Raw genomic sequence first — 20,152 nt, forward strand, 5'->3', positions numbered from 1 at the left:
CCGGCCGGCGGCTGCCGCTAGCGCCCCAGCCCGGCGGCGGCGCGGGCCAGTGCGGCGATCCCGGTCCAGTCGCCGGCGGTGACCATCTCCTTCGGGGCGACCCAGGATCCGCCGACGCAAAGCGTGTTCGGCAGCGCGAGGTAGTCGGCGGCGTTGCCCGCCCCCACGCCGCCCGTGGGGCAGAACCGGATGCGGGGCAGGGGACCGGCCAGCGCCCTCAGCGCCGCCACCCCGCCCGCGGCCTCGGCCGGGAAGAACTTCTGCACCGTGTAGCCCCGTTCCAGCAGCGCCATCGCCTCGGTCGCGGTCGCGGCCCCCGGCAACAGCGGCAACTCGCCCGCCCGCGCGGCGTCCAGCAGCATCGGCGTCGCCCCCGGCGAGACGCCGAAGCGCGCGCCTGCGCCTTGCGCGGCCTCGACATCGTCGGGCGTGATCAGCGTGCCCGCACCGACGATGGCGCCCTCGACCAGGGCCATCTCGCGGATCGCCTCCAGCGCGGCGGGGGTGCGCAGCGTGACCTCCAGCACCGGCAATCCGCCCGCCACCAGCGCCTCGGCCAGCGGCCGGGCCTGGGCGGCGTCCTCGACCACGAGGACCGGGATGACCGGGGCGCGGCGGCAGAGGGCTTCGGTGATCTCGCTGGCGGCGTGGGGGGTCATCTTGGGCCTTTCGCAGGTGGGTCGGGTCGGCGTTGCCATCCAGGGCAGGAAGGCGGGGCTAGACAATCAGGCTTGCGCCATCGGTCGCGGGGCTGGCATGGGCGCGGAACGCGGCGAAAAGCTCGCGCCCCAGTCCCGTGCCGTTGGCCGAGAGATCGGGCGTGACGGGCGCGCGGTCAAGCGCGCCGGGGGTCGTGACGTCCAGCGTGCCCGCGCTGGCATCCAGCCGGATCACGTCGCCGTCCCGCAGCCGCGCCAGCGGTCCGCCTTCGGCCGCCTCGGGGCTGATATGGATCGCCGCGGGCACCTTGCCGCTTGCTCCCGACATCCGCCCGTCGGTCACCAGCGCGACCTTCAGCCCGCGGTCCAGCAGCACCGACAACGTGGGGGTCAGGGCGTGAAGCTCGGGCATGCCGTTGGCCTTGGGCCCCTGAAAGCGGACGACAACGATGGTATCGGCGGTGAATTCTCCGCGCCTGAAGGCGGCCTTGACCTCCTCCTGGTCGTGGAAGATGCGCGCGGGCGCCTCGATCACGTGACGCTCGGGCGCGACCGCCGAGGTCTTGACGATGCCGCGGCCAAGATTGCCCGACAGCGCCCGAAGTCCTCCGGTCGCCTGGAACGGGTCGCGTGCCGGGCGCAGAATCTTGTCGTTGAGGCTGGCCGTGGGGCCATCTTCCCAGGTCAGCGTGCCGCCCGCGAGTTTCGGCTCGCGCGTATAGGCGGCAAGCCCAGCCCCCGCCACGGTGCGCGTATCGGGGTGCAAGAGTCCCGCCTCCAGCAACTCGCCGATCATGTAGCCAAGCCCGCCCGCCGCGTGGAAATGGTTCACGTCGGCCAGCCCGTTCGGATAGACCCGCGCCATCAGCGGCGTCACCTCGGACAGCCGCGCGAAATCCTCGATATCAAGGACGATCCCCGCCGCCCGCGCCATCGCGGGCAGGTGCAGCACCAGGTTGGTCGACCCCCCGGTCGCCATCAGCCCGACGATCCCGTTGGCGAAGGCGCGTTCGTCCAGCACATGGCCCGCGGGGGTATAGGCGTTGCCCAGCGCGGTGATCTCCAGCGCGCGTTTCGCCCCGGCCACGGTCAGTGCGTCGCGCAAGGGCGTGCCGGGGTTGACGAAGCTCGCGCCAGGCAGGTGCAGGCCCATCACCTCCATCAGCATCTGGTTGGAATTCGCGGTGCCGTAGAAGGTGCAGGTGCCGGGGCCGTGATAGGAGGCCATCTCGGCCGCCATCAGCGCGTCGCGCCCGATCTCGCCGGCGGCGAAACGCTGGCGCACCTTCGCCTTTTCGTCGTTGGGCAGGCCGCTGGTCATCGGCCCCGCGGGCAGGAACACCGCCGGAATGTGGCCAAAGCTGGCGGCGGCGATCACCAGTCCCGGCACGATCTTGTCGCACACCCCCAGGAACACCGCCGCGTCAAAGCAGTTGTGCGACAGCGCCACTGCCGCCGACAGCGCGATCACGTCGCGTGAAAAAAGCGACAGCTCCATCCCCGTCTGGCCCTGCGTGACCCCGTCGCACATCGCGGGCACCCCGCCCGCGACCTGCGCGGTGCCGCCCGCCTCGGCCGCGGCGGCCCGGATCAGGTCGGGGAAGCGTTCGAAGGGCTGATGCGCCGACAGCATGTCGTTATAGGCGGTGACGATGCCGAGATTCGGGGCGCGGCCTTCGGCCAGCCGGTCCTTGGCGCTGCCCATCGCGGCATAGGCATGGGCCTGGTTGCCACAGGCAAGATGCGCGCGCGCGGGGCCTGCCTCGGCGGCCCGCGCGATCCGGTCGAGATAGGCGGTGCGCGTCGCCTGCGACCGCGCGGCGATCGCCTCGGTCACCTCGGACAGCACGGGGTGAAGCGCCATGGCATCTCTCCTTCGGGCCGGTGGGGGCGTGGCCGTGCTATACAGGGTTAGCGCTAACAATGGAACCCCGCCGCATCGCGCCACAATTCCGATCCCTCTTTTCGCCGCGCACCGGCGGGCGTATGGGAAGGGCATGACAGAGACCCGCCCCACCGTCCGACTTCGCCCCAAGGCCGAGGCCCGCGCCATCCGCCACGGCTTTCCCTGGATCTATGCCGACGAACTGGTGACCGACCGGCGCACCAGGGCGCTGGCGCCCGGCAGTCTTGCCCGGCTCGAGGATGCCGAGCGGCAGCCGCTGGGGCTGGTGACCGTCAATCCGAACTCGAAGATCATCGCGCGGATGCTTGACCCCGATCCCGAGGCCGAGATCGGCGCCGACTGGCTGGCGGCGCGCCTGTCGCAGGCCCTGGCGCTGCGCGAGCGGCTTTATGAGGCGCAATATTACCGGCTGGTCCATGCCGAGGCCGACGGGCTGCCCGGCGTGGTGATCGACCGGTTCGGCGACGCGGCCGTGATCCAGCCCAACGCCGCGTGGGCCGAAACCCATCTGGATGCGCTGGTCGCGGCGCTGGTCGCGGTGACGGGCGTCTCGACCGTGGTCAAGAACGGCACGGGGCGCGCCCGCGGCCTGGAGGGGCTGGCCGAGGAAACCGTGGTCGTCCGCGGTGCGCTGGCGGGGCCGGTGCCGGTGCCGATGAACGGCGCGACCTACATGGCCGACCTTCTGGGCGGGCAGAAGACGGGGCTGTTCTACGACCAGCGGCCCAACCATGCCTTCGTGCAGGGGCTGGCGCGGGGGGCGCGGGTGCTGGACGTGTTCTCGCATGTCGGCGGCTTTGCACTGGCCGCGCTGGCCGGCGGCGCAGAGCGCGCACTGGCCGTCGATGCCTCGGCCCCGGCGCTGGCGCTGGCCGGGCAGGGCGCGGCGGCGATGGGCGCGGAAAACCGGTTCGCCACGCGGCAGGGCGACGCCTTCGACACGATGACGGCGCTGGCCACCGAGGGCGCGTGCTTCGATCTGGTGATCTGCGACCCGCCTGCCTTTGCGCCGTCGAAACAGGCGCTGGAGGCGGGGCTGCGCGCCTATGAACGGGTGGCCCGGCTGGCGGCGGGGCTGGTGGCGCCGGGCGGTTTTCTGTGCCTCTGTTCGTGTTCGCACGCGGTCGATCTTGCGCGGTTCCGCGCGGCGTCGGCCCGCGGGATCGGCAAGGCCGGGCGGCGGTCGCAGATCGTCTTTACGGGCTTTGCCGGGCCAGACCACCCGGTGCTGCCGCACCTGGCCGAGTCGGGTTATCTCAAGGCGCTGGTGTTCCGGCTCACGGCATGAAGGTGCTGCTGGACGCCTGCGTCCTCTACCCCACGGTGCTGCGCGAGATCCTGCTGGGCGTGGCGGCCGAGGGGCTGTTCACGCCGCTCTGGTCGGCGCGCATCCTGGAAGAATGGGCCCGCGCCGCGCGCAAGATCGGCCCCACCGGCGAGGCGCAGGCCCGCGCCGAGATCGCGCTGGTCCGCGCCGCCTGGCCCGGGGCCGAGGTCGCGCCGCGCAAAGGGCTGGAGGCGCGGCTCTGGCTGCCCGATCCGGACGACATCCACGTGCTGGCCGCCGCGATCGCCGGGGGGGCGGACCTGATCGTGACCTTCAACGCGCAGGATTTCCCGCGGCAGTCGCTGGCCGAAGAGGGGCTGCACCGCGAGGGGCCGGACGCCTTCCTGATGGGACTCTGGCTGGCCGATCCCGACCCCATCGCGCGGGCGGTGGCGCGGGTTCACGCCGAGGCCGAGCGGCTGTCGGGCGAGGCGCTGCCCCTGCGCGCCCTGCTGAAACGCGCCCGGCTGCCGCGTCTGGGCAAGGCGCTGGGCTAGGGGCCCCGTCACTCGACCGTGACCGCCGCCCAGCGGGCTTCCAGCTCCTCGATGGCGCGCACCCGTTCCGCGGTCTTCGGATGGCTCATCAGCCAGGCGGGCATCACCCCGCCGCGGCCTGCGGTCAGCCGGTCGAGCTTGTCGAACAGCGATTTCTGCGGCCCGGTTCCGATCCCCGCCTTGGTCAGAAGCGCCGCGGCATAGGCGTCGGCCTCGTATTCGTCCTGGCGGCTCAGCCGGGCGGCCAGCACGGAGGCCAGCGTGTTGGCCACGACAACGCCGATCCCCGGCAGGAACCGGCCCAGAACCATCGCCAGCGCCGTTCGCAGTGCGTTCTGCCCGGAAAAGTCGATCATCCGACGCCGCGCATGTCCCAGCGCCACATGGCCCATCTCGTGCGCGATCACGCTGGCCAGTTCCTCGGCGGTGACCTCGCCCGCCCGGTAGCGATCGTAGAAACCGCGCGTCAGGAAAATCCGCCCGTCCGGCGCGGCCAGCCCGTTCACCGGCGCGATCTCGTAGATGTGAACGCGGATCCGCGGCAGATCCAGCGCCTCGGCCATCCGGTCGGTCAGGCGTTTCAGCCGCGCATCGGCCAGTTCCGACGATCGCGCGTCCAGCTCGCGCGCCGTCCGCCAGGCCGAGAAGCGGTACATGGCAAGGGCGTAGAGAACGGCCAGAAGGATCGGCGTGAGCTTCAGCATGGGGGGGATATGGGGCAGGGGGCGTGCGCTGGCAATCCGCGCGGCGGTGTCGGGGCAGGTGCTTCGCAACGAAATGTGAACCTCTTGCGCCGATCCTTGCCGCGATGCGACACGCTCAGAACGAGGTGCGAATGATCCTGCGCGGCCAGGCGCTGGCATTGCTGCTGATCGCGGCCATCGGGGCGCTGCCCCGGGGCGGTGCGGCGCAGGCGGTGTCGCTGCTGGGCGATGGCGGACTTTTCGCGGCGCGGGGCGCACTGGTTGCGGTCCGTAACCCCGATCCGTCGACGGGCGGCGGGGCAAGCCTTTTCGCCGGCCGCGAGGGCGCCAGCCTGTTTGCCCCTCTGCCGCCGCGGGCGGAACCTTTGCCCGCCCCGGGTGCGGCACAGCGCCCCGTCGCCTTGCCGCTGACCGGCGCGCGCGGCTTCTTCGCAGAACGCATCCGCGACCTGATCGCCAAGGCCGAGGCCGGGCCGAAAGGTTATGACGCGGTACAGCACGGTGCGCGGATCGGCCCCCCCCGCCGCCCGACCGACATGACCATCGGCGACATCTATGCCTGGATCAAGGCGACCCCGGGACAGCCCCACGCCATCGGCCGCTACCAGTTCATCCCCTCGACGCTGCGCCGCCTGGTGGCCGAGCTTGGCCTCGACGAGCGTACGCGATTCTCGCCCGCGGTGCAGGACCGGCTGGCCGACGTGCTGCTGGAAGACGCCGGGTTGAGCGATCTGCTGGCGGGCGCCATCGACCGGCGTGCCTTCATGAACAACCTTGCCCGGATCTGGGCCGGGTTTCCCAATTCCAGCGGCAAGTCACACTACCACGGCCTTGCCGGCAACCGCGCGACAATGAGCTGGGCACAGTTCGAGACGCAGATGGGCCGCATCTTCCCGGGCTGAACGCGCGGGCCTCAGCGCCCCAGCGCCTTCATGCCCCGTTCGATCCCCTCCAGCGTCATCGGGACCATCTGTCCCTCGAAGATCTCGCGGATCATGGCGATTGACTGGGTATAGCCCCAATGGGCCTCGGGCACCGGGTTGATCCAGAGGTTGTCCGGCCAGTGCGCCCGGGCGCGCTCCAGCCAGAGGCGGCCCGGCTCGGCATTCCAGTGCTCGCTGGCGCCGCCGGCAAAGGCGATCTCGTAGGGGCTCATGCTGGCGTCGCCGACGAAGATGCACTTGTAGTCCGGCCCGTAGGTGCGCAGCACTTCGGCGGTGGGGATCACCTCGGACCAGCGGCGGCGGTTGTCGCGCCAGACGCCTTCGTACAGGCAGTTGTGGAAGTAGTGGTATTCCAGGTGCTTGAATTCCGACCGCGCGGCCGAGAACAGTTCCTGCACCACGCCCACATGGTCGTCCATCGACCCGCCCACGTCGAGAAACAGGATCACCTTGACCGCGTTGTGCCGCTCGGGCCGGGTCCGGACGTCGAGATAGCCATGGTCAGCGGTCGCGCGGATCGTCTCGTCGAGGTCCAGTTCCTCATGCGCCCCCTGGCGGGCCCAGCGGCGCAGCCGCTTCAGCGCCACCTTGATGTTGCGCGTGCCCAGTTCCACACTGTCGTCGAGATTGCGGAACTCGCGCCGGTCCCACACCTTGACCGCCTTGCGGTGGCGCGAGACGTCCTGGCCGATGCGCACGCCCTCGGGGTTGTAGCCCCAGGCGCCGAAGGGCGAGGTGCCCGCGGTGCCGATCCACTTGTTGCCGCCCTGATGGCGGCCCTGCTGGTCGCGCAGACGCTCCTTAAGCGCCTCCATCAGCTTGTCGAATCCGCCCAGCGCCTCGATCTCGGCGCGCTCTTCCTCGGTCAGGTGTTTTTCGGCGAGCTTGCGAAGCCACTCCTCGGGCAGGTCCAGCGCGTCCAGAACGTCCTCGGGGGCGATCTGTTCCAGCCCGCCGAAACTCTCGGCAAAGGCGCGGTCGAACCGGTCGAGCAGGCGTTCGTCCTTCACCATGGCGGTGCGGGCGAGGTAGTAGAACCCCTCGGCATCATAGGTCACGAGCCCGGCCTTCACCCCTTCGAGAAAGCCGAGGAACTCCCGCAGGGAAACGGGAATTCCGGCATCGCGCAGGGTCTGGAAGAACGGCAGGAACATGGACGAAGACTAGGGCGGAAGGGGCGTGCCGGGAAGGGGTTGCAGCAGCCGGGCGCGCGATTTCGCGGTGCGGCCCTGCCTCAGCCCGCCCCGCCGGGGGTCAGTGCCGCGATTTCCTCGATCCGGGTGCGCACCTCGGCGTCCGAGCCGAACCCGTAGCGCGCCCAGCCCAGCGCATCCTCGCGCACGATGCGCGCCTCGCCCGGACGGCCAAGCGCGTCAAGCGCCCCGGCCTTTATCATCAGCATCGTCGCCAGCAACGAGGCGTTCTGCCCGCGCATCGCCGCGCTGATATTGCGGTTGACCAGATCCAGCGCGGTGCGGGCCTGTCCGGCCGACAGCGAGAACGCAGCGAGATGCATCGCCACATGGGCCTCGTGAACCCGCGTGTCGGGCCGCGCGGCATAGATCTGTCCGGCCCGCAGGAAGGCCGCCAGCGCCACCTCGCCGTCGCGGCCAAGCGACATCCGGCCCAGCGCGAACAGGCTGAAGGCCAGCCGCGAATCCTGCCAGCCGCGCGCCTCGGCGATCTGGACGGCGCGTTCCGCGGCGGCCCGGCGGCGCGGCATCGGGGTGGCGGGACCAAGCGCTGTCTCGATCGCGTCGATCCAGTCGCGGGTGGTGGGCGGGACGGCCGCGCCGGTGCGTCCCTCGCCCCGCGGGTTCAGCCGTGCCAGCAGCCCGGGCAGCACGCGCGCCACCTCGGCCCGCGTCATCCCCGAGCGCAGGTCGGGCGCGGTGTAGAGGCGCAGGATCAGCATGTCGAAGCCGGTCAGCACCGTATGGAAATTGTCGTCGTTGAAGACGGAATCGGGCAGCCGGTAAAGGTCGTTCAGCGGGCCGATCGCCTGGGCCAGTTCCTCGTGCAGGCAGTCGCGCACCTCCTGCGGGCTGACATCGCCGGGCAGGAAGATCGCCACCTCGTCGCGCGTGACCAGCGTGGTCCAGTCCACCGTGCCGGTGCGGCGGGCCTGGCGATACTCGTCCCAGCCCGAGACGCGCGGCGCGACGAAGCAGGCCGCCTGCGGCACCAGCCGTTGCAACCGGGCCCGGGGCACGACCTCGATCGTCACCTCGGCGGGCCCGTCGGCGCCGACGCGGGTGATGTCGATCCCCGCCTCTTGCCGCAGGCGCGCCAGCAGCGCGGCAAGGTCCGGGCCCAGGCTGGGCGGCGCGGTCCCGGTCACCCGCACCCGCACCGGCCCCTCGAAGCGGGACATCACCGCCAGCGGTCGGCCGCTTTCCATCCGGAAGGACAGGTCCAGGAAATCCCGCGCGATCTGGGCGTTCGGGCGCGCCGGCGCCTCGGGCGCGCGGGCGGCGAAGGTCTTCATCGGCGGCAGCGTGGCGGGCAGGGTCGGCAGGCGGCCCGGCATCTCGGACACCGGGACGGCGCAGGCGGCAAGCGCAAGGCACGCGGCGACCAGGGCGGAACCGCGCATCAGCGCGGCCCCCTCTGGTACTTGATGAACGGCGTAAGCTGCCCGATCCGGTCATAAAGCGCGCGCGCCTGCGCATTGTCGGCACTGGTCATCCAGTAGACCGTGGGCACGTCGCGCGACTCTGCCACCGCGTAGACCGCCCGGATCAGCGCCGTGCCGACGCCTTTGCCGCGCACGCTGACATCGGAGTAGAGATCCTGAAGGTAGCACACGCCCTCGGGCTTCCAGCAGTGGCGGTGAAAGATGAAATGCACCAGCCCCACCGGCCGCCCGCCCATCAGCGCCAGCCGGCAGCCCATGTCCGGGTCGCCCCCGTGCAGCAGCCGCGCAAAGGTCGTCTCGTAGACCTCGGGCGCGACAGTGGTGTCGTAGAAGTCGAGATAGGCCGTCCACAGCCGCCGCCAGTCGGGCAGGTCCTCGGGGCGGAGCGGACGGACGGTGATATCGGACAAGGATGGACCTTTCGCAAGCGGCGCGGGCGTCTGCCCACACCCCATCTTGCGAAAGCTGGCGCCCGGGCACAAGGGCGCGGCGCGGGGCGGCTGATTTCGGCGAGCGGCGTTGCCGCGCTGCCCCGTTGACGTCCCGCCCCCGCACGGGCGAGGGTCGGGGCAGGGCGGGTGCAGTCTTGACGAGACTACGCCATTGGCGTATATATATTTCGGAACGATGGTGTGAAACGGGCGCAGCTTGACTATTTCATCCTGCCGGTGGTGCTGGACGAGGATGCGCCGCATCTGCATCTCGACGAAGGCGACATCGCGCAAATCGTGACGTTGCTGTTGCGCGATCCGACGGCGGGGGTGGAGACCGCGAAGGGCCTGATCCGGTTCCGCTGGCGCGGCCACGACGTCTATCACCGGTTCCATATCGGCGATGACGGCATCCGGGTCTACCTGTTCCGCATCAAGCCCGCGCCGCGCCCGCCGAACCGGCTGGCGGCGCTGGCGCCGGCGGCGGGGCGGATGTCCGAGGCGCTGATCCGCGACAAGGTGAACCGGCTGCTCTACATGGAGGAGTGACGATGGCGAAGGCACAGAGGAAACCACGGGCGGACGAGACCGCCGGACAGGATTCCGGGCGCGATATGGCGCTCGACGCACTGGCCGAGGCGCAGTTGCGTGCCCACATGTCGGGCGAACTGGCCCTGAGCCCGGTCGCCGCAATTCCCTATCCGATGATCGACCTGCCGGCGCTGCGCGCGCGGCTGGGGCTGAGCCAGCAGGGATTCGCGGACCGCTTTGGCTTTTCGCTGGGCGCGCTGCGGAACTGGGAACAGGGACGGCGCCTGCCCGACCGCTCGGCCCGGATCCTGTTGCGCTTCATCGAGCGCGAGCCCCAGACGGCGGCCGAGATCGCGGCCGAGATGGGCGCCTAGGGTCCGGGCCTGCGGCGCACCTGTCCACGGGCCGTGCCCGGCCTCAGCCCCGCCGCGCCATGAAGGCCAGCCGCTCGAAGAGCTGGACATCCTGTTCGTTCTTCAACAGCGCCCCGTGCAGCCGCGGCAGCGCGTTCCGCCCGTCGCGGCGCAGATCCTCGGGCGCCAGATCCTCGGCCAGCAAGAGCTTCAGCCAGTCCAGCACCTCTGAGGTCGAGGGCCGCTTCTTCAGCCCGTCCATCTGGCGGATCTCGTAGAACTGGGTCAGCGCGGCGTGCAGCAGATCCTGCTTGATCCCCGGATGGTGCACCTCGACGATCCGCTTCATCGTGTCCACGTCCGGAAAGCGGATATAGTGGAAGAAGCAGCGCCGGAGAAACGCATCGGGCAACTCCTTCTCGTTGTTCGAGGTGATGATCACCACCGGGCGGTGCACCGCCTTGACCGTCTCGCCGGTCTCGTAGACATGGAATTCCATCCGGTCGAGTTCCTGAAGCAGGTCGTTCGGGAACTCGATATCCGCCTTGTCGACCTCGTCGATCAGCAGCACCACCCGTTCGGGTGCGGCAAAGGCCTGCCACAGCTTGCCGCGCTTGATGTAGTTGCCGATGTCGTGGACGCGTTCATCGCCAAGCTGGCTGTCGCGCAGCCGACTCACCGCGTCGTATTCGTAAAGCCCCTGCTGGGCGCGGGTCGTCGACTTGATGTGCCATTCGATAAGCTTCATGCCCAGCGATTGGGCAACCTCGCGGGCAAGCTCGGTCTTGCCGGTGCCGGGCTCGCCCTTGACCAGCAGCGGGCGTTGCAGCGCGACCGCGGCGTTCACGGCCACCCGCAGGTCGTCCGAGGCCACGTAACTGTCCGTCGAGCTGAAGGCCATGCCAGATCCCCGCCAATTCCGACCGTTTTCCAAGCGACCTTAGCGCCCCTTCACAAACTGGCAAGCGCCATGTATTTGGCCACAACACTAGTGACACGGTGCGGCGATGGGGCTATAGCCAGCCCCGTGATGTGCCGGGGGAGAGATCGTGATGAAGGAGTTTTCGCCCGGTCCGAATGAGGGAGCAGGGATGAAAGCCGAAGTTTTCTTGCCCGACGATTACCGTCCTGCGGAAGACGAACCCTTCATGAACGAGCGTCAGCTCGAATACTTCCGCCGCAAGTTGATCGCCTGGAAAAACGACATTCTCAACGAAAGCCGCGAAACCCTTGAAGGGCTTCAGGATTCCAGCCGCAACATTCCCGACATCGCCGATCGCGCCAGCGAAGAGACCGACCGCGCGCTGGAACTTCGCACCCGCGACCGGCAACGCAAGCTGGTGGCAAAGATCGACGCGGCGCTGCGCCGGATCGAGACGGGCGAATACGGCTATTGCGAGGAAACCGGCGAGCCGATCTCGCTGAAACGGCTCGACGCGCGCCCGATCGCGACCCTCAGCCTCGAGGCGCAGGAGCGCCACGAACGGCGCGAGCGGGTTCACCGCGACGACTGAAGACCCGGGCAGGGAGAGGCGCATGCCCCTGACTGGGCGCAAGCTAACGATCCTCGGGGCCGGTATCGCCGGCCTCGCGGCCGGGACGGCCCTTGCCCGGCGCGGTGCCGAGGTTGTGGTGCTGGAACGCGCCGACGCGATCCGCGAGGTGGGCGCCGGCCTTCAGATCAGCCCGAACGGCGTGGCGGTGCTCAAGGCGCTGGGTCTTGCCGAGCCGCTGGCGGCGCACGGGGTCCGCGGACGGGCGGTGGTGCTGCGCGACTTCCGCGCGGGGCGCGAGGTTCTGCGGCTGGATCTCACGGCCGGGGCGGGCGCGTATTATTTCATCCACCGGGCGGATCTGATCGAAATGCTGGCGGGCGCCGCGCGCGCGTCCGGGGTTCAGATCCGGCTTTTGCAGGACATCACCGGGCTCGCGCTCGAGGACGGGCGCGCGCATCTGACCACGGCACAGGGCGCCCATCTCGCTGCCGATGTCCTGATCGGCGCGGACGGGCTGCATTCGGTGGTGCGCGGCGTGCTGAACGGCCGCACGGCCCCGGCCTTCACCGGGCAGGTGGCCTGGCGCGCGGTGGTGCCGGCCACGGGGCCGGTCGCGCCGGTGGCCCATGTTTTCATGGGGCCGGGACGGCATCTGGTGCATTATCCGCTCAGGGGCGGCGAGGTCATCAACATCGTCGCCGTCGAGGAACGCGAGACCTGGGCCGACGAGGGCTGGAACCACGACGACGACCCCGGCCACCTGCGCCGTGCCTTTGCCGGGTTCGGCGGCGGTGTGCCCGAACTTCTGTCCCGGGTGGAACGGGTCAATCTGTGGGGGCTCTTCCGCCATCCCGTCGCCGAGTGCTGGCACAGGGGCCCCGCGGCGATCCTGGGGGACGCGGCGCACCCGACCTTGCCCTTCCTGGCCCAGGGGGCGAACATGGCGCTCGAGGATGCCTGGGTGCTGGCGGCCTGCCTGGAACGGCACCGCGATACGGAAACGGCATTTGCCGCCTACCAGGCCGAACGCCGCCCGCGCACGATCAAGATCGTCGAAATGGCCACCAGGAACGCGCGGAACTATCACCTGAGCTTTCCGCCGCTGCGCGCCGCGGCCCATGCCGCGCTGCGCCTGGGCGGCGTGCTTGCGCCCGGCGGACCGCTGAAACGCTTTGACTGGGTCTACGCCCATGACGTGGCCGCCCGCCACCCGCTGACCGCCGCGCCGATGCCCTGAGGCGCGCGGACACGCAGCTTCTTCTTGGTGCAAATACTCCCGCCGGAGGCACCGCGCCCGGAACGGGCGCGGCCCGCGGCCGCGTCGACCGGATCTCAGGCGTCGAGCGTCACCCAGACCGGAACATGGTCCGAGGGTTTGTCGCGGCCGCGGATTTCGGCCTCGATATGGCAATCCGTCATCAGGTCGGCGGCCTGGGGTGTCAGCAGCATGTGGTCGATGCGGATGCCATCATTGCGGTTCCAGGCGCCCGCCTGATAATCCCAGAACGAGTAGTGCCCTGGGCCCTGCACCCGTGCGCGGAATGCCTCGGTGAAGCCCAGGTTCACGATCCGCCGGAAGGCCGCCCGGGTGTCCGGCAGCGCCAGCGCGTCGCTGCGCCATGCTTCGGGGCGGGCGCAGTCCTCGTCCTGGGGGATGACGTTGTAATCGCCCGCCATGACCGCGGGGTCCTCGGCGGCCAGCAGGTCGCGCGCGCGGGTCTCCAGCCGCGCCATCCAGGCCAGCTTGTAGTCGTATTTCGGCCCCGGCGCCGGATTGCCGTTCGGCAGGTAGAGGCAGCACAGCCGCACCGTGCGCCGGTTGCCGGTGACGGTCGCCTCGATCCAGCGTGCCTGTTCGTCCGCGTCGTCGCCCGGCAGGCCGCGCGTCACGTCCTCGATCGGGCGCCGCGACAGGATCGCGACGCCGTTGAAGCCCTTCTGGCCGTGGGTTTCCACGTTGTAGCCGCGCTCTTCGAACGGCTCGCGCGGAAAGGTGTCGTCGGTTGACTTGATTTCCTGCAACAGCGCCACGTCCGGTGCGGCCTCATCCAGCCAGCCCAGCACCGTTTCGATCCGCGCCTTGACGCCGTTTATGTTGAAGGTCGCGATCCGCATCCGCCGCCTGCCCCCGTTCCCGTCACCTGCCGGGACTATCCCCGGACGGGCCGGGGATGTCCATGGCGGGCGCCGCGGTTGTTGCGATCACAGGTCCTTGCGGACGGACTTCTTGCCGGTGATCATCGGGCGGACGAGGTTCTCGCCCTTCCACTTGTTGTAGAATCCGATGGCCGCGACATGCAGCGCCACGATCGCCAGCACCGCCCAGCCCAGAATCGCGTGCCAGGACAGCGCCGTGCGCGCGGCATCCGTGCCGACATATTCCGCAAGCGGGCCCACGTTGATGTAGTCCTCGGGATCGGCGAACAGTCCCGTGGCGGCCTGCACGGCGATCAGGCCCAGGATGATGAACACGAAAAGCCCGCCCAGCGGGTTGTGCCCGGGCCAGTAGCTGGGCTTGCGATGGAACATGTGGCCAAGATATTTTGCTATCGGGACAGGGCCGTAGATGAAGCTGCCAAAGCGCGCATTGCGGGGGCCGACAAAGCCCCAGACGGCGCGGAACGCCAGCAGGCCCAGAACCGCGTAGCCGAACCAGAAATGCAGCGTCATCACGTCGGGGCCGAACTGTCCCAGAAGCCACGCCCCGGTGACGGCGATTGCCAGCGACCAGTGGAACAGCCGCAGAAGCGGATCCCAAACCCTGACGGTTTCGATTTCGACCCGGCGTTCGTTATCGGCCCGGGCGGTCTCGCCGCCCGGGCCGGCACCGGTGGTGCCCGTATCCTTCATCGATCAGAAGTCCTTGGCACGGTAGTCGTCGTGGCAGCCCTTGCAGGTGCCGCCAAGCTGCTGGACCGCCTTGCCGAGTTCGGCCTTGTCGAGGCCGGCGACCGAGTTCAGCGCTTCGACCGCCTGGACATAGGCCATGCCTTTTTCCTGCACGCCGGCCATGTCTTCCCAGATCGCGGGCAGCGCGCGGGTCTTGCCGGGCATGTCGGCGTTCGAGGTGCCGGGCGCATAGAGATGGCCCATGTTGTAGGATGTCAGCAGCTTGAGGTTGTCGGCATGGCTCTGGGCGGCGGCACCGTCATAGTCGGTATCGCCCTTCACCATGGACACCAGCGCATCCATGTTCGCGCCGAGCAGGCTGTAGAAGCCGCGGCGGGCGTCGACCACGCCTTCGAGGTCGGCGGCCATGGCGGCGGCCGGCAGGGTGGCGAGGGCGGCCGTCAGAAGAAGAACCTTGCGCATGAATCTCTCCGTAGTGTGTTCAGGGGTTTCGAAACTTCGCTAGCACGCGACCGTCCCTTGGTCACGTCACAGTTGTATGTCGTCTCCGTCATGTCACTTTTCCATGGGGCGATCTGCCGCGTTTGCGGCGTTTCGAGCCAGAATCCATGGCTTGCACGGAGACCGTGCGCCAGCGCGCAATTCCGCGACGGCCCGGGCGCCCGGCGTCAGGCCCCGGCCATCCGGTCCACCGCGGCCAGTTGGGCGCCATGGCGGCGCCGCGCCCCCGCTGCGGCGACGAGGGCCGCGAAAAGTGCGCGCTGGCGGCGGGCGTAGAGCAGGTGTTCGGGATGCCACTGCACGCCGAGGGCGAAGGGATCGCGGTCGCGTTCGATCGCCTGGACCATGCCGCCCCGGTCGCGGGCGGCGACCACCAGCGCCTCGCCCAGCCGGTCGACCGCCTGGGAATGGAGCGCGTTGACCCGCATCGGGCCGGTACCCGCGATCTCGGCCAGCCGCGTGCCGGGGGCGATCTCGACGCGCTTCTTCGGCAGGATTGTCCACACCCGGTCGGATGCGGTGTAGGTGCCATAGGCGTCCTGATCGAGCGTACCGCCAAGCGCGACGTTGATCATCTGTGCGCCGCGGCAGATCCCCAGCACGGGCTTGCCCAGGGCGATCGCCGCCTCGACCAGGCGGCGTTCCAGCGCGTCGCGGGCGGGGTCCAGCCGCGCCGAGGTCACCAGCCGCCCGCCATAAAGGTCGGGCGAGATATCATCGCCGCCGCCGATGATCAGCCCGTCGACGGTGTCCAGATCAGCGGGCCGTCCCGCCCCCCAGCGCCGCGCGCGCCCGCCCGCGAGCCAGACGTTCAGCGCCACCAGCGGAAAGATCCGCCATCCCGAGCGCGCCGAGGTGGTGACCGCGATACGGGGGCGGTGGCTCATCGGGTTTCCCAAAGCGCGAGCGCATCCAGACGCTCTTCGAGATGGGCGAACCAGTCGCCCCGCATCGTGGTCAGCGCGCCCCGGTAGGCCAGCCAGTCGGAGGCCAGCCGGTCCAGCGCCGCGGTGTCGGCGGCCAGCCGCTCGACCATCACCCAGCGGTTCCAGTCATAGGCGATGCGCCAGCCGGGCTCGTCGATCCGGCAATCGGGCAGGCGGTAGTGAAAGGTGGGCCGCGCCGAAACAAGGCCGCCGGCCCCTTCGAGCACCCCGCCCACGCGGTCGGCATCGAGGTGGCGGAACAGCGGCAGCAGGTCCAGCCCGCGGTTCCGGGTCGGCGTCTCGGCCAGGTAGGCGTCGATGAAGGCGGCGAGGTCCCAGCCGGCGGCCTCGCCCGCCAGCCGGTCGACCAGACGGCGCGGCCAGGGGTCGACGAAGGGCAGCACGCGGCGCGCCGGGTCGATCGGGTCGGCCTTTCTGAGCCAGTCCTCGATCAGGGCAAACGCGCGCGCAACCGGCAGGATCGTATCCAGCGTTTCTGCGGCGACCTCGGGGTTCAGGTGCAACCCGAAGCCCAGAAGCAGCCCGTCGCGGCTGCCCTGCGCGCCCGCCTCCCGCAGCGCGCCCCGCAGCCGGTCCAGCGCGGGCAGGTGGCCGGGGGCCAGCGGCGGGGTCACGATCTCGACCGGCACCACCGCGCGGCTGAGGTCAAGGCCCAGATCGGCAAGCTTGCCGCCCGCCTTCTCGCGCCAGATGGTGTCGAGGCAGACCTCGACCGCGCCCCAGTCCGTGCCCTCGACGACCAGCTCGTGCGCGGTTTTCTCGTGCACCCGGCCACCCAGGGCATCCGCCACGACCCGGGCGGCTTCGGCCTCGGTCAGCCCGCCGAACTCGATCTCTATCCCGGCCCGGCGGGGCGCACCCCCGGCGTTGGTTTCGGGGCACAGCGGCAGGAACCTGTCGCGCGGCACGAGGGCGGCAAGACTGTCCATCGGGCCTGGCCTTTCCGGGGGCCGCCCCCCCCTTGCACTACATGGAAAACGAGGTGCCGCAGCCGCAGGAACTCGACGCGTTCGGGTTTTCGATCACGAAGCGCGCGCCGATCAGTTCCTCGGTAAAGTCGATCGTGGCGTTCGACAGAAAGGGCAGCGAGACGGAATCGACCACCACGGTCTCGCCCGCGCCCTCAAGCACCGTGTCGTCGGCCGCCGGCGCGTCCAGCGTGATCGCGTACTGAAAGCCCGAGCAGCCGCCCCCCTCGACCGCGATGCGCAACGCCTTGCCCTGGGCCGCGGCGCCGATTTCCGCGAGGCGGGCAAAGGCGCGGTCGGTGACTTTCGGCGGAACGGTCAGGTCCATCGCGGATTCCCCTGTGTCCAAACGGTTTCCCGTTCAATATATGGGGTTCGACACTGGGAACAAGCGAAGAGGCCCCGGATGCTGGCCCCCTATGCCTGCGACCCCGCGAAAACCCGCGGGCGGCTCTTTCCCGAGGAGGAAAGCGCCTTCCGCTCGGCGTTTCAGCGCGACCGCGACCGGATCATCCATTCCTCGGCCTTCCGCCGGCTGATGCACAAGACGCAGGTCTTCGTGGTGCACGAGGGCGACAGCTTTCGCACCCGGCTGACCCATTCGATCGAGGTGGCGCAGGTCGCGCGCACCATCGCCGGTGTGCTCGGCCTGAACGGCGAGCTGACCGAGGCCGTGGCGCTGGCCCATGACCTTGGCCACACGCCGTTCGGCCATACCGGCGAGGACGCGCTGGCCGCGGCGATGGCGCCCCATGGCGGATTCGACCACAACGCGCAGGCGATCCGGATCGTGACCCGGCTGGAACGCCACTATGCCGAATTCGACGGGCTGAACCTGACCTGGGAGGCGCTGGAGGGGATCGCCAAGCATAACGGCCCCGTCACCGGCCCGCTGCCCTACGCGCTGGCCGATTACAACGGCTGTCACGACCTGGAACTGGCCACCCATGCCAGCGCCGAGGCGCAGGTCGCAGCCCTGGCCGACGACATCGCCTACAACAACCATGACCTGCATGACGGGCTGCGCGCGGGGCTCTTCACCGAAGAGGAACTGGCCGGCCTGCCGATCCTCGATGCCTGCTTTGCCGAGGTCGACCGGGCCTATCCGGGACTGGACTGGAACCGCCGCCGCCACGAGGCGACGCGCCGTTTCTTCGGGGTGATGGTCGAGAACGTGATCGCGACCGCGCGCACCACGCTGGCCGAGGCCGCGCCCGCCAGCGCCGAGGAGGTGCGCGCCCTGGGCCGCCCGGTGGTGCGCTTCACCGATGCGCTGTGGTCGGATCTGAAACAGATCCGCGCGTTTCTGTTCCGCCGGATGTACCGCGCGCCCTCGGTGATGGCGGTCCGTGCCGAGGTGACGCGGGTGGTCGAGGCGCTGTTTCCGCTCTACCTGAATGATCCTTCGCTCTTGCCCGGGAAATGGCGCGAGGATGTGGCCGCGGCGGCGGACCGGACGGAACTGGCAAGGATCGTGGCCGATTACATCGCGGGCATGACCGACCGGTTCGCTATGCAGGAACATGCGCGGCTGACCGGCGGCGCGGGACAGGGGGGCTGATGGCGACCGGAACCGAAGGAGCGCTGAACCCCGTTATGGCCTTCGCGCTGGTGGGCGCGCTGGGGGTCGGGGCGCAGTGGCTGGCCTGGCGCCTGCGGCTGCCCGCGATCGTTCTGATGCTGGTGGCGGGCCTTGTGGTCGGCCCCGGGCTGGGCGTGTTCGATCCCTCGCGCGACATCGGCGACTTGATGTCGCCGATCATCGCCATCGCGGTCGCGATCATCCTGTTCGAGGGCGGGCTTACGCTGAACGTTCGTTCGCTTGCCGATGCCGCGCCCGGGGTGTTGCGGCTGGTGATCCTGGGTGCGCCGCTGGGCTGGCTGTTCTCGGCACTGGCGCTGCACTACGCTGCGGGGCTTGGCTGGGCGGCGTCCGCCGTGTTCGGGGGGATCCTGATCGTCACCGGCCCCACGGTGATCGCGCCCTTGCTGCGCCAGGCCCGCCTCGCACGCCGTCCCGCGCAACTGCTGCAATGGGAGGCGATCGTCAACGACGCGGTGGGCGCGCTGGCCGCGGTGCTGGCCTTCGAGGTGGTGATCGTCCTGAACTCGAATGTCAGCCCCGGCGCGGCGGCGGGCGACATGGCGTTCGGAATTCTGCTTGCGCTTGGGCTGGGGCTTCTGTCGGGCTGGGGGCTTTCGAGCGCGTTCCGCCGGGCGCTGGTCGCGGAATACATGAAGGTGCCGGTGCTGTTCGCGGTGGTGCTGCTGACCTTTGCGCTGTCGGACGCGGTGCTGCACGAAAGCGGGCTTCTGGCGGTGACCGTCATGGGGGTGTTCATCGCGAATGCCGATCTGCCCTCCTATGACGAGATCCGCCGCTTCAAGGAACACGCGACGATCCTGCTGGTGTCGGGCGTGTTCATCCTGCTGGCCGCCGACATGGACATCGACACACTCAGGACGCTTGACTGGCGGGCGCTTGGCTTCGTGCTGGCCGCGATCCTGCTGGCGCGGCCCCTGACGGTGCTGGTCTCGCTGGCCTTCTCGCCGGTGCCGTGGCGCGAGCGGCTGCTGGTCGCCTTTACCGGTCCGCGCGGGGTCGTGCTGGTCGCGGTGGCGGGGCTGTTCGGCGAACGGCTGACCGAGCTGGGGTTCGAGGACGGGGCGCGGATCGCGCCGCTGGCCTTCGTGCTGGTGGCGGCGACCGTGGTGCTGCACGGCTTTACCATGGTGCCGTTCGCCCGCTGGCTGGGCCTGACCGGGGCCGAGAAGCCGGGGGTGATCCTGGTGGGCGGGTCAAGCTTTGCGACCGGCCTTGCCGAGGCGCTGCACAAGGCCGATGTCCCGGTGCTGCTGGCCGATCCGAACCGGTCGCGGCTGCGTTCGGCACGCGACGCGGGCCTGCCCACCTTCTACGGCGACATCCTGTCCGAGGCGGCCGAACATTCGGTCGAGCTTGTCAGCTATGGCTCTGTCGTGGCCGCCACCGACAACGATGCCTACAACACGCTGGTCGCCACCGACCTTGCCCCGGAATTCGGCCGCGAGCATGTCTATCAGCTGAAACGCGCCCGGCAGGAAAGCCGCCGCCACGCGCTGCCCGCCTCGCTGGGCGGGCGGGCCATCGGCGGCGGGCATGGCTATCTCGACCTGACCCGGATGATGACCGAGGGCTGGCGGTTCCGCACGACGAAGCTGACCGAGGAATTCCCCATCGAGGCCTGGCGCAAGGCAGCGCCCGATGCCGTGCCCCTTGCGGTGATCGGTCCGAACGGCACCCCGCGCCTCGTCTCGGACGAGAACGGCTTGCGCGCCGGGGCCGGCAGCCGGGTCGTTGCGCTGGTCCCGCCGGGCGAGACGGCGACACCCGCGGGCTGAGCGGGGGCGTTGACCCCGG

The 20,152-nt window shown here is 69.9% G+C and carries 22 protein-coding genes; 9 read left to right on the forward strand and 13 right to left on the reverse strand.

The genetic code is table 11. The annotated features are described in order from the left end of the window. Positions 1-17: 17 nt before the first annotated feature. Positions 18-659: a bifunctional 4-hydroxy-2-oxoglutarate aldolase/2-dehydro-3-deoxy-phosphogluconate aldolase gene (gene eda, locus EV655_RS06525; RefSeq protein ID WP_132543054.1), complete on the reverse strand. Its 642-nt coding sequence runs from the start codon at positions 657-659 to the stop codon at positions 18-20. A 58-nt stretch (positions 660-717) separates the two neighbouring features. Beyond that, complete coding sequence (gene edd / locus EV655_RS06530; RefSeq protein ID WP_132543056.1) at positions 718-2,523, reverse strand: phosphogluconate dehydratase; 1,806 nt, start codon at positions 2,521-2,523, stop codon at positions 718-720. A gap of 133 nt (positions 2,524-2,656) precedes the next feature. On the opposite strand from edd, the gene EV655_RS06535 reads away from it, so the two are divergent. Next, the gene (locus EV655_RS06535; RefSeq protein WP_132543058.1) at positions 2,657-3,853 is read left to right on the forward strand and encodes an RSP_2647 family RNA methyltransferase; all 1,197 of its coding nucleotides are present in this window, start codon (positions 2,657-2,659) and stop codon (positions 3,851-3,853) included. Beyond that, positions 3,850-4,389, forward strand: a complete 540-nt coding sequence (locus EV655_RS06540; protein ID WP_132543060.1) for an RSP_2648 family PIN domain-containing protein — start codon at positions 3,850-3,852, stop codon at positions 4,387-4,389. The genes EV655_RS06535 and EV655_RS06540 overlap by 4 nt, the downstream gene beginning before the upstream one ends. 8 nt (positions 4,390-4,397) lie before the next feature. On the opposite strand, the gene EV655_RS06545 is transcribed toward EV655_RS06540, so the two are convergent. After that, a complete protein-coding gene (locus EV655_RS06545; protein ID WP_132543062.1) occupies positions 4,398-5,093 on the reverse strand; it encodes a M48 family metalloprotease in 696 nt (231 codons plus the stop codon). A 131-nt stretch (positions 5,094-5,224) separates the two neighbouring features. Here EV655_RS06545 and EV655_RS06550 point away from each other — a divergent pair, with 131 nt between their 5' ends. Beyond that, positions 5,225-5,995, forward strand: a complete 771-nt coding sequence (locus tag EV655_RS06550) for a lysozyme family protein (RefSeq protein ID WP_243645008.1) — start codon at positions 5,225-5,227, stop codon at positions 5,993-5,995. Positions 5,996-6,006: 11 nt separating this feature from the next. Here the strand turns inward: EV655_RS06550 and EV655_RS06555 are convergent, their stop codons facing one another. The 3 genes from EV655_RS06555 to EV655_RS06565 form a co-directional block, all read right to left on the reverse strand. After that, on the reverse strand, positions 6,007-7,191 hold the full coding sequence (locus tag EV655_RS06555; protein ID WP_132543064.1) for a vWA domain-containing protein: 1,185 nt from the start codon (positions 7,189-7,191) through the stop codon (positions 6,007-6,009). A gap of 80 nt (positions 7,192-7,271) precedes the next feature. Beyond that, on the reverse strand, positions 7,272-8,633 hold the full coding sequence (locus EV655_RS06560) for a DUF2927 domain-containing protein (RefSeq protein WP_132543066.1): 1,362 nt from the start codon (positions 8,631-8,633) through the stop codon (positions 7,272-7,274). Then, on the reverse strand, positions 8,633-9,085 hold the full coding sequence (locus EV655_RS06565; RefSeq protein ID WP_424511303.1) for a GNAT family N-acetyltransferase: 453 nt from the start codon (positions 9,083-9,085) through the stop codon (positions 8,633-8,635). The genes EV655_RS06560 and EV655_RS06565 overlap by 1 nt, the downstream gene beginning before the upstream one ends. Before the next feature lie 222 nt (positions 9,086-9,307). Here EV655_RS06565 and EV655_RS06570 point away from each other — a divergent pair, with 222 nt between their 5' ends. Then, complete coding sequence (locus EV655_RS06570; protein WP_132543070.1) at positions 9,308-9,655, forward strand: hypothetical protein; 348 nt, start codon at positions 9,308-9,310, stop codon at positions 9,653-9,655. 2 nt (positions 9,656-9,657) lie between these two features. After that, complete coding sequence (locus EV655_RS06575; RefSeq protein WP_243645009.1) at positions 9,658-10,011, forward strand: helix-turn-helix domain-containing protein; 354 nt, start codon at positions 9,658-9,660, stop codon at positions 10,009-10,011. 43 nt (positions 10,012-10,054) lie between these two features. Here EV655_RS06575 and EV655_RS06580 read toward each other — a convergent pair whose 3' ends face one another. Continuing rightward, positions 10,055-10,891: an AAA family ATPase gene (locus EV655_RS06580; protein WP_132543072.1), complete on the reverse strand. Its 837-nt coding sequence runs from the start codon at positions 10,889-10,891 to the stop codon at positions 10,055-10,057. Positions 10,892-11,081: 190 nt separating this feature from the next. Here EV655_RS06580 and dksA point away from each other — a divergent pair, with 190 nt between their 5' ends. Further along, the gene (gene dksA, locus EV655_RS06585; RefSeq protein ID WP_132543074.1) at positions 11,082-11,504 is read left to right on the forward strand and encodes an RNA polymerase-binding protein DksA; all 423 of its coding nucleotides are present in this window, start codon (positions 11,082-11,084) and stop codon (positions 11,502-11,504) included. A 22-nt stretch (positions 11,505-11,526) separates the two neighbouring features. Continuing rightward, positions 11,527-12,723 (forward strand): FAD-dependent monooxygenase, encoded by a 1,197-nt coding sequence (locus EV655_RS06590; protein ID WP_132543076.1) that lies wholly within the window; start codon positions 11,527-11,529, stop codon positions 12,721-12,723. Between the two features lie 95 nt (positions 12,724-12,818). Here EV655_RS06590 and xth read toward each other — a convergent pair whose 3' ends face one another. The 6 genes from xth to EV655_RS06620 form a co-directional block, all read right to left on the reverse strand. After that, positions 12,819-13,601, reverse strand: coding sequence for an exodeoxyribonuclease III (gene xth / locus EV655_RS06595; protein WP_132543078.1), 783 nt, complete (start codon positions 13,599-13,601; stop codon positions 12,819-12,821). Positions 13,602-13,688: 87 nt separating this feature from the next. After that, on the reverse strand, positions 13,689-14,336 hold the full coding sequence (locus tag EV655_RS06600) for a cytochrome b/b6 domain-containing protein (RefSeq protein ID WP_132543080.1): 648 nt from the start codon (positions 14,334-14,336) through the stop codon (positions 13,689-13,691). Between the two features lie 3 nt (positions 14,337-14,339). Beyond that, a complete protein-coding gene (locus EV655_RS06605; protein WP_132543082.1) occupies positions 14,340-14,798 on the reverse strand; it encodes a c-type cytochrome in 459 nt (152 codons plus the stop codon). A 206-nt stretch (positions 14,799-15,004) separates the two neighbouring features. After that, positions 15,005-15,724 (reverse strand): gamma-glutamyl-gamma-aminobutyrate hydrolase family protein, encoded by a 720-nt coding sequence (locus EV655_RS06610; RefSeq protein ID WP_132543084.1) that lies wholly within the window; start codon positions 15,722-15,724, stop codon positions 15,005-15,007. Then, positions 15,721-16,713 (reverse strand): amidoligase family protein, encoded by a 993-nt coding sequence (locus tag EV655_RS06615; RefSeq protein WP_132543086.1) that lies wholly within the window; start codon positions 16,711-16,713, stop codon positions 15,721-15,723. The genes EV655_RS06610 and EV655_RS06615 overlap by 4 nt, the downstream gene beginning before the upstream one ends. A 37-nt stretch (positions 16,714-16,750) precedes the next feature. Beyond that, a complete protein-coding gene (locus EV655_RS06620) occupies positions 16,751-17,074 on the reverse strand; it encodes a HesB/IscA family protein (RefSeq protein WP_132543270.1) in 324 nt (107 codons plus the stop codon). A gap of 84 nt (positions 17,075-17,158) precedes the next feature. Here EV655_RS06620 and EV655_RS06625 point away from each other — a divergent pair, with 84 nt between their 5' ends. Next, positions 17,159-18,313, forward strand: a complete 1,155-nt coding sequence (locus EV655_RS06625; RefSeq protein WP_132543088.1) for a deoxyguanosinetriphosphate triphosphohydrolase — start codon at positions 17,159-17,161, stop codon at positions 18,311-18,313. Continuing rightward, positions 18,313-20,133, forward strand: a complete 1,821-nt coding sequence (locus EV655_RS06630) for a cation:proton antiporter (RefSeq protein ID WP_132543091.1) — start codon at positions 18,313-18,315, stop codon at positions 20,131-20,133. Before EV655_RS06625 ends, EV655_RS06630 begins: the two co-directional genes overlap by 1 nt. Positions 20,134-20,152: the final 19 nt, after the last annotated feature.

This window comes from Rhodovulum euryhalinum, assembly GCF_004342445.1.
GTDB lineage: Bacteria > Pseudomonadota > Alphaproteobacteria > Rhodobacterales > Rhodobacteraceae > Rhodovulum > Rhodovulum euryhalinum.

Coding starts and splice junctions, on each gene's coding strand:
- EV655_RS06625 (WP_132543088.1), top strand. CDS start 17,159: ATGCTGGCCCCCTATGCCTGCGACCCCGCGAAAACCCGCGGGCGGCTC.
- EV655_RS06555 (WP_132543064.1), bottom strand. CDS start 7,191: ATGTTCCTGCCGTTCTTCCAGACCCTGCGCGATGCCGGAATTCCCGTT.
- EV655_RS06550 (WP_243645008.1), top strand. CDS start 5,225: ATGATCCTGCGCGGCCAGGCGCTGGCATTGCTGCTGATCGCGGCCATC.
- EV655_RS06610 (WP_132543084.1), bottom strand. CDS start 15,724: ATGAGCCACCGCCCCCGTATCGCGGTCACCACCTCGGCGCGCTCGGGA.
- EV655_RS06535 (WP_132543058.1), top strand. CDS start 2,657: ATGACAGAGACCCGCCCCACCGTCCGACTTCGCCCCAAGGCCGAGGCC.
- EV655_RS06615 (WP_132543086.1), bottom strand. CDS start 16,713: ATGGACAGTCTTGCCGCCCTCGTGCCGCGCGACAGGTTCCTGCCGCTG.
- EV655_RS06590 (WP_132543076.1), top strand. CDS start 11,527: ATGCCCCTGACTGGGCGCAAGCTAACGATCCTCGGGGCCGGTATCGCC.
- EV655_RS06580 (WP_132543072.1), bottom strand. CDS start 10,891: ATGGCCTTCAGCTCGACGGACAGTTACGTGGCCTCGGACGACCTGCGG.
- EV655_RS06630 (WP_132543091.1), top strand. CDS start 18,313: ATGGCGACCGGAACCGAAGGAGCGCTGAACCCCGTTATGGCCTTCGCG.
- EV655_RS06575 (WP_243645009.1), top strand. CDS start 9,658: ATGGCGAAGGCACAGAGGAAACCACGGGCGGACGAGACCGCCGGACAG.
- EV655_RS06545 (WP_132543062.1), bottom strand. CDS start 5,093: ATGCTGAAGCTCACGCCGATCCTTCTGGCCGTTCTCTACGCCCTTGCC.
- dksA (WP_132543074.1), top strand. CDS start 11,082: ATGAAAGCCGAAGTTTTCTTGCCCGACGATTACCGTCCTGCGGAAGAC.
- EV655_RS06560 (WP_132543066.1), bottom strand. CDS start 8,633: ATGCGCGGTTCCGCCCTGGTCGCCGCGTGCCTTGCGCTTGCCGCCTGC.
- EV655_RS06600 (WP_132543080.1), bottom strand. CDS start 14,336: ATGAAGGATACGGGCACCACCGGTGCCGGCCCGGGCGGCGAGACCGCC.
- EV655_RS06540 (WP_132543060.1), top strand. CDS start 3,850: ATGAAGGTGCTGCTGGACGCCTGCGTCCTCTACCCCACGGTGCTGCGC.
- edd (WP_132543056.1), bottom strand. CDS start 2,523: ATGGCGCTTCACCCCGTGCTGTCCGAGGTGACCGAGGCGATCGCCGCG.
- EV655_RS06605 (WP_132543082.1), bottom strand. CDS start 14,798: ATGCGCAAGGTTCTTCTTCTGACGGCCGCCCTCGCCACCCTGCCGGCC.
- eda (WP_132543054.1), bottom strand. CDS start 659: ATGACCCCCCACGCCGCCAGCGAGATCACCGAAGCCCTCTGCCGCCGC.
- xth (WP_132543078.1), bottom strand. CDS start 13,601: ATGCGGATCGCGACCTTCAACATAAACGGCGTCAAGGCGCGGATCGAA.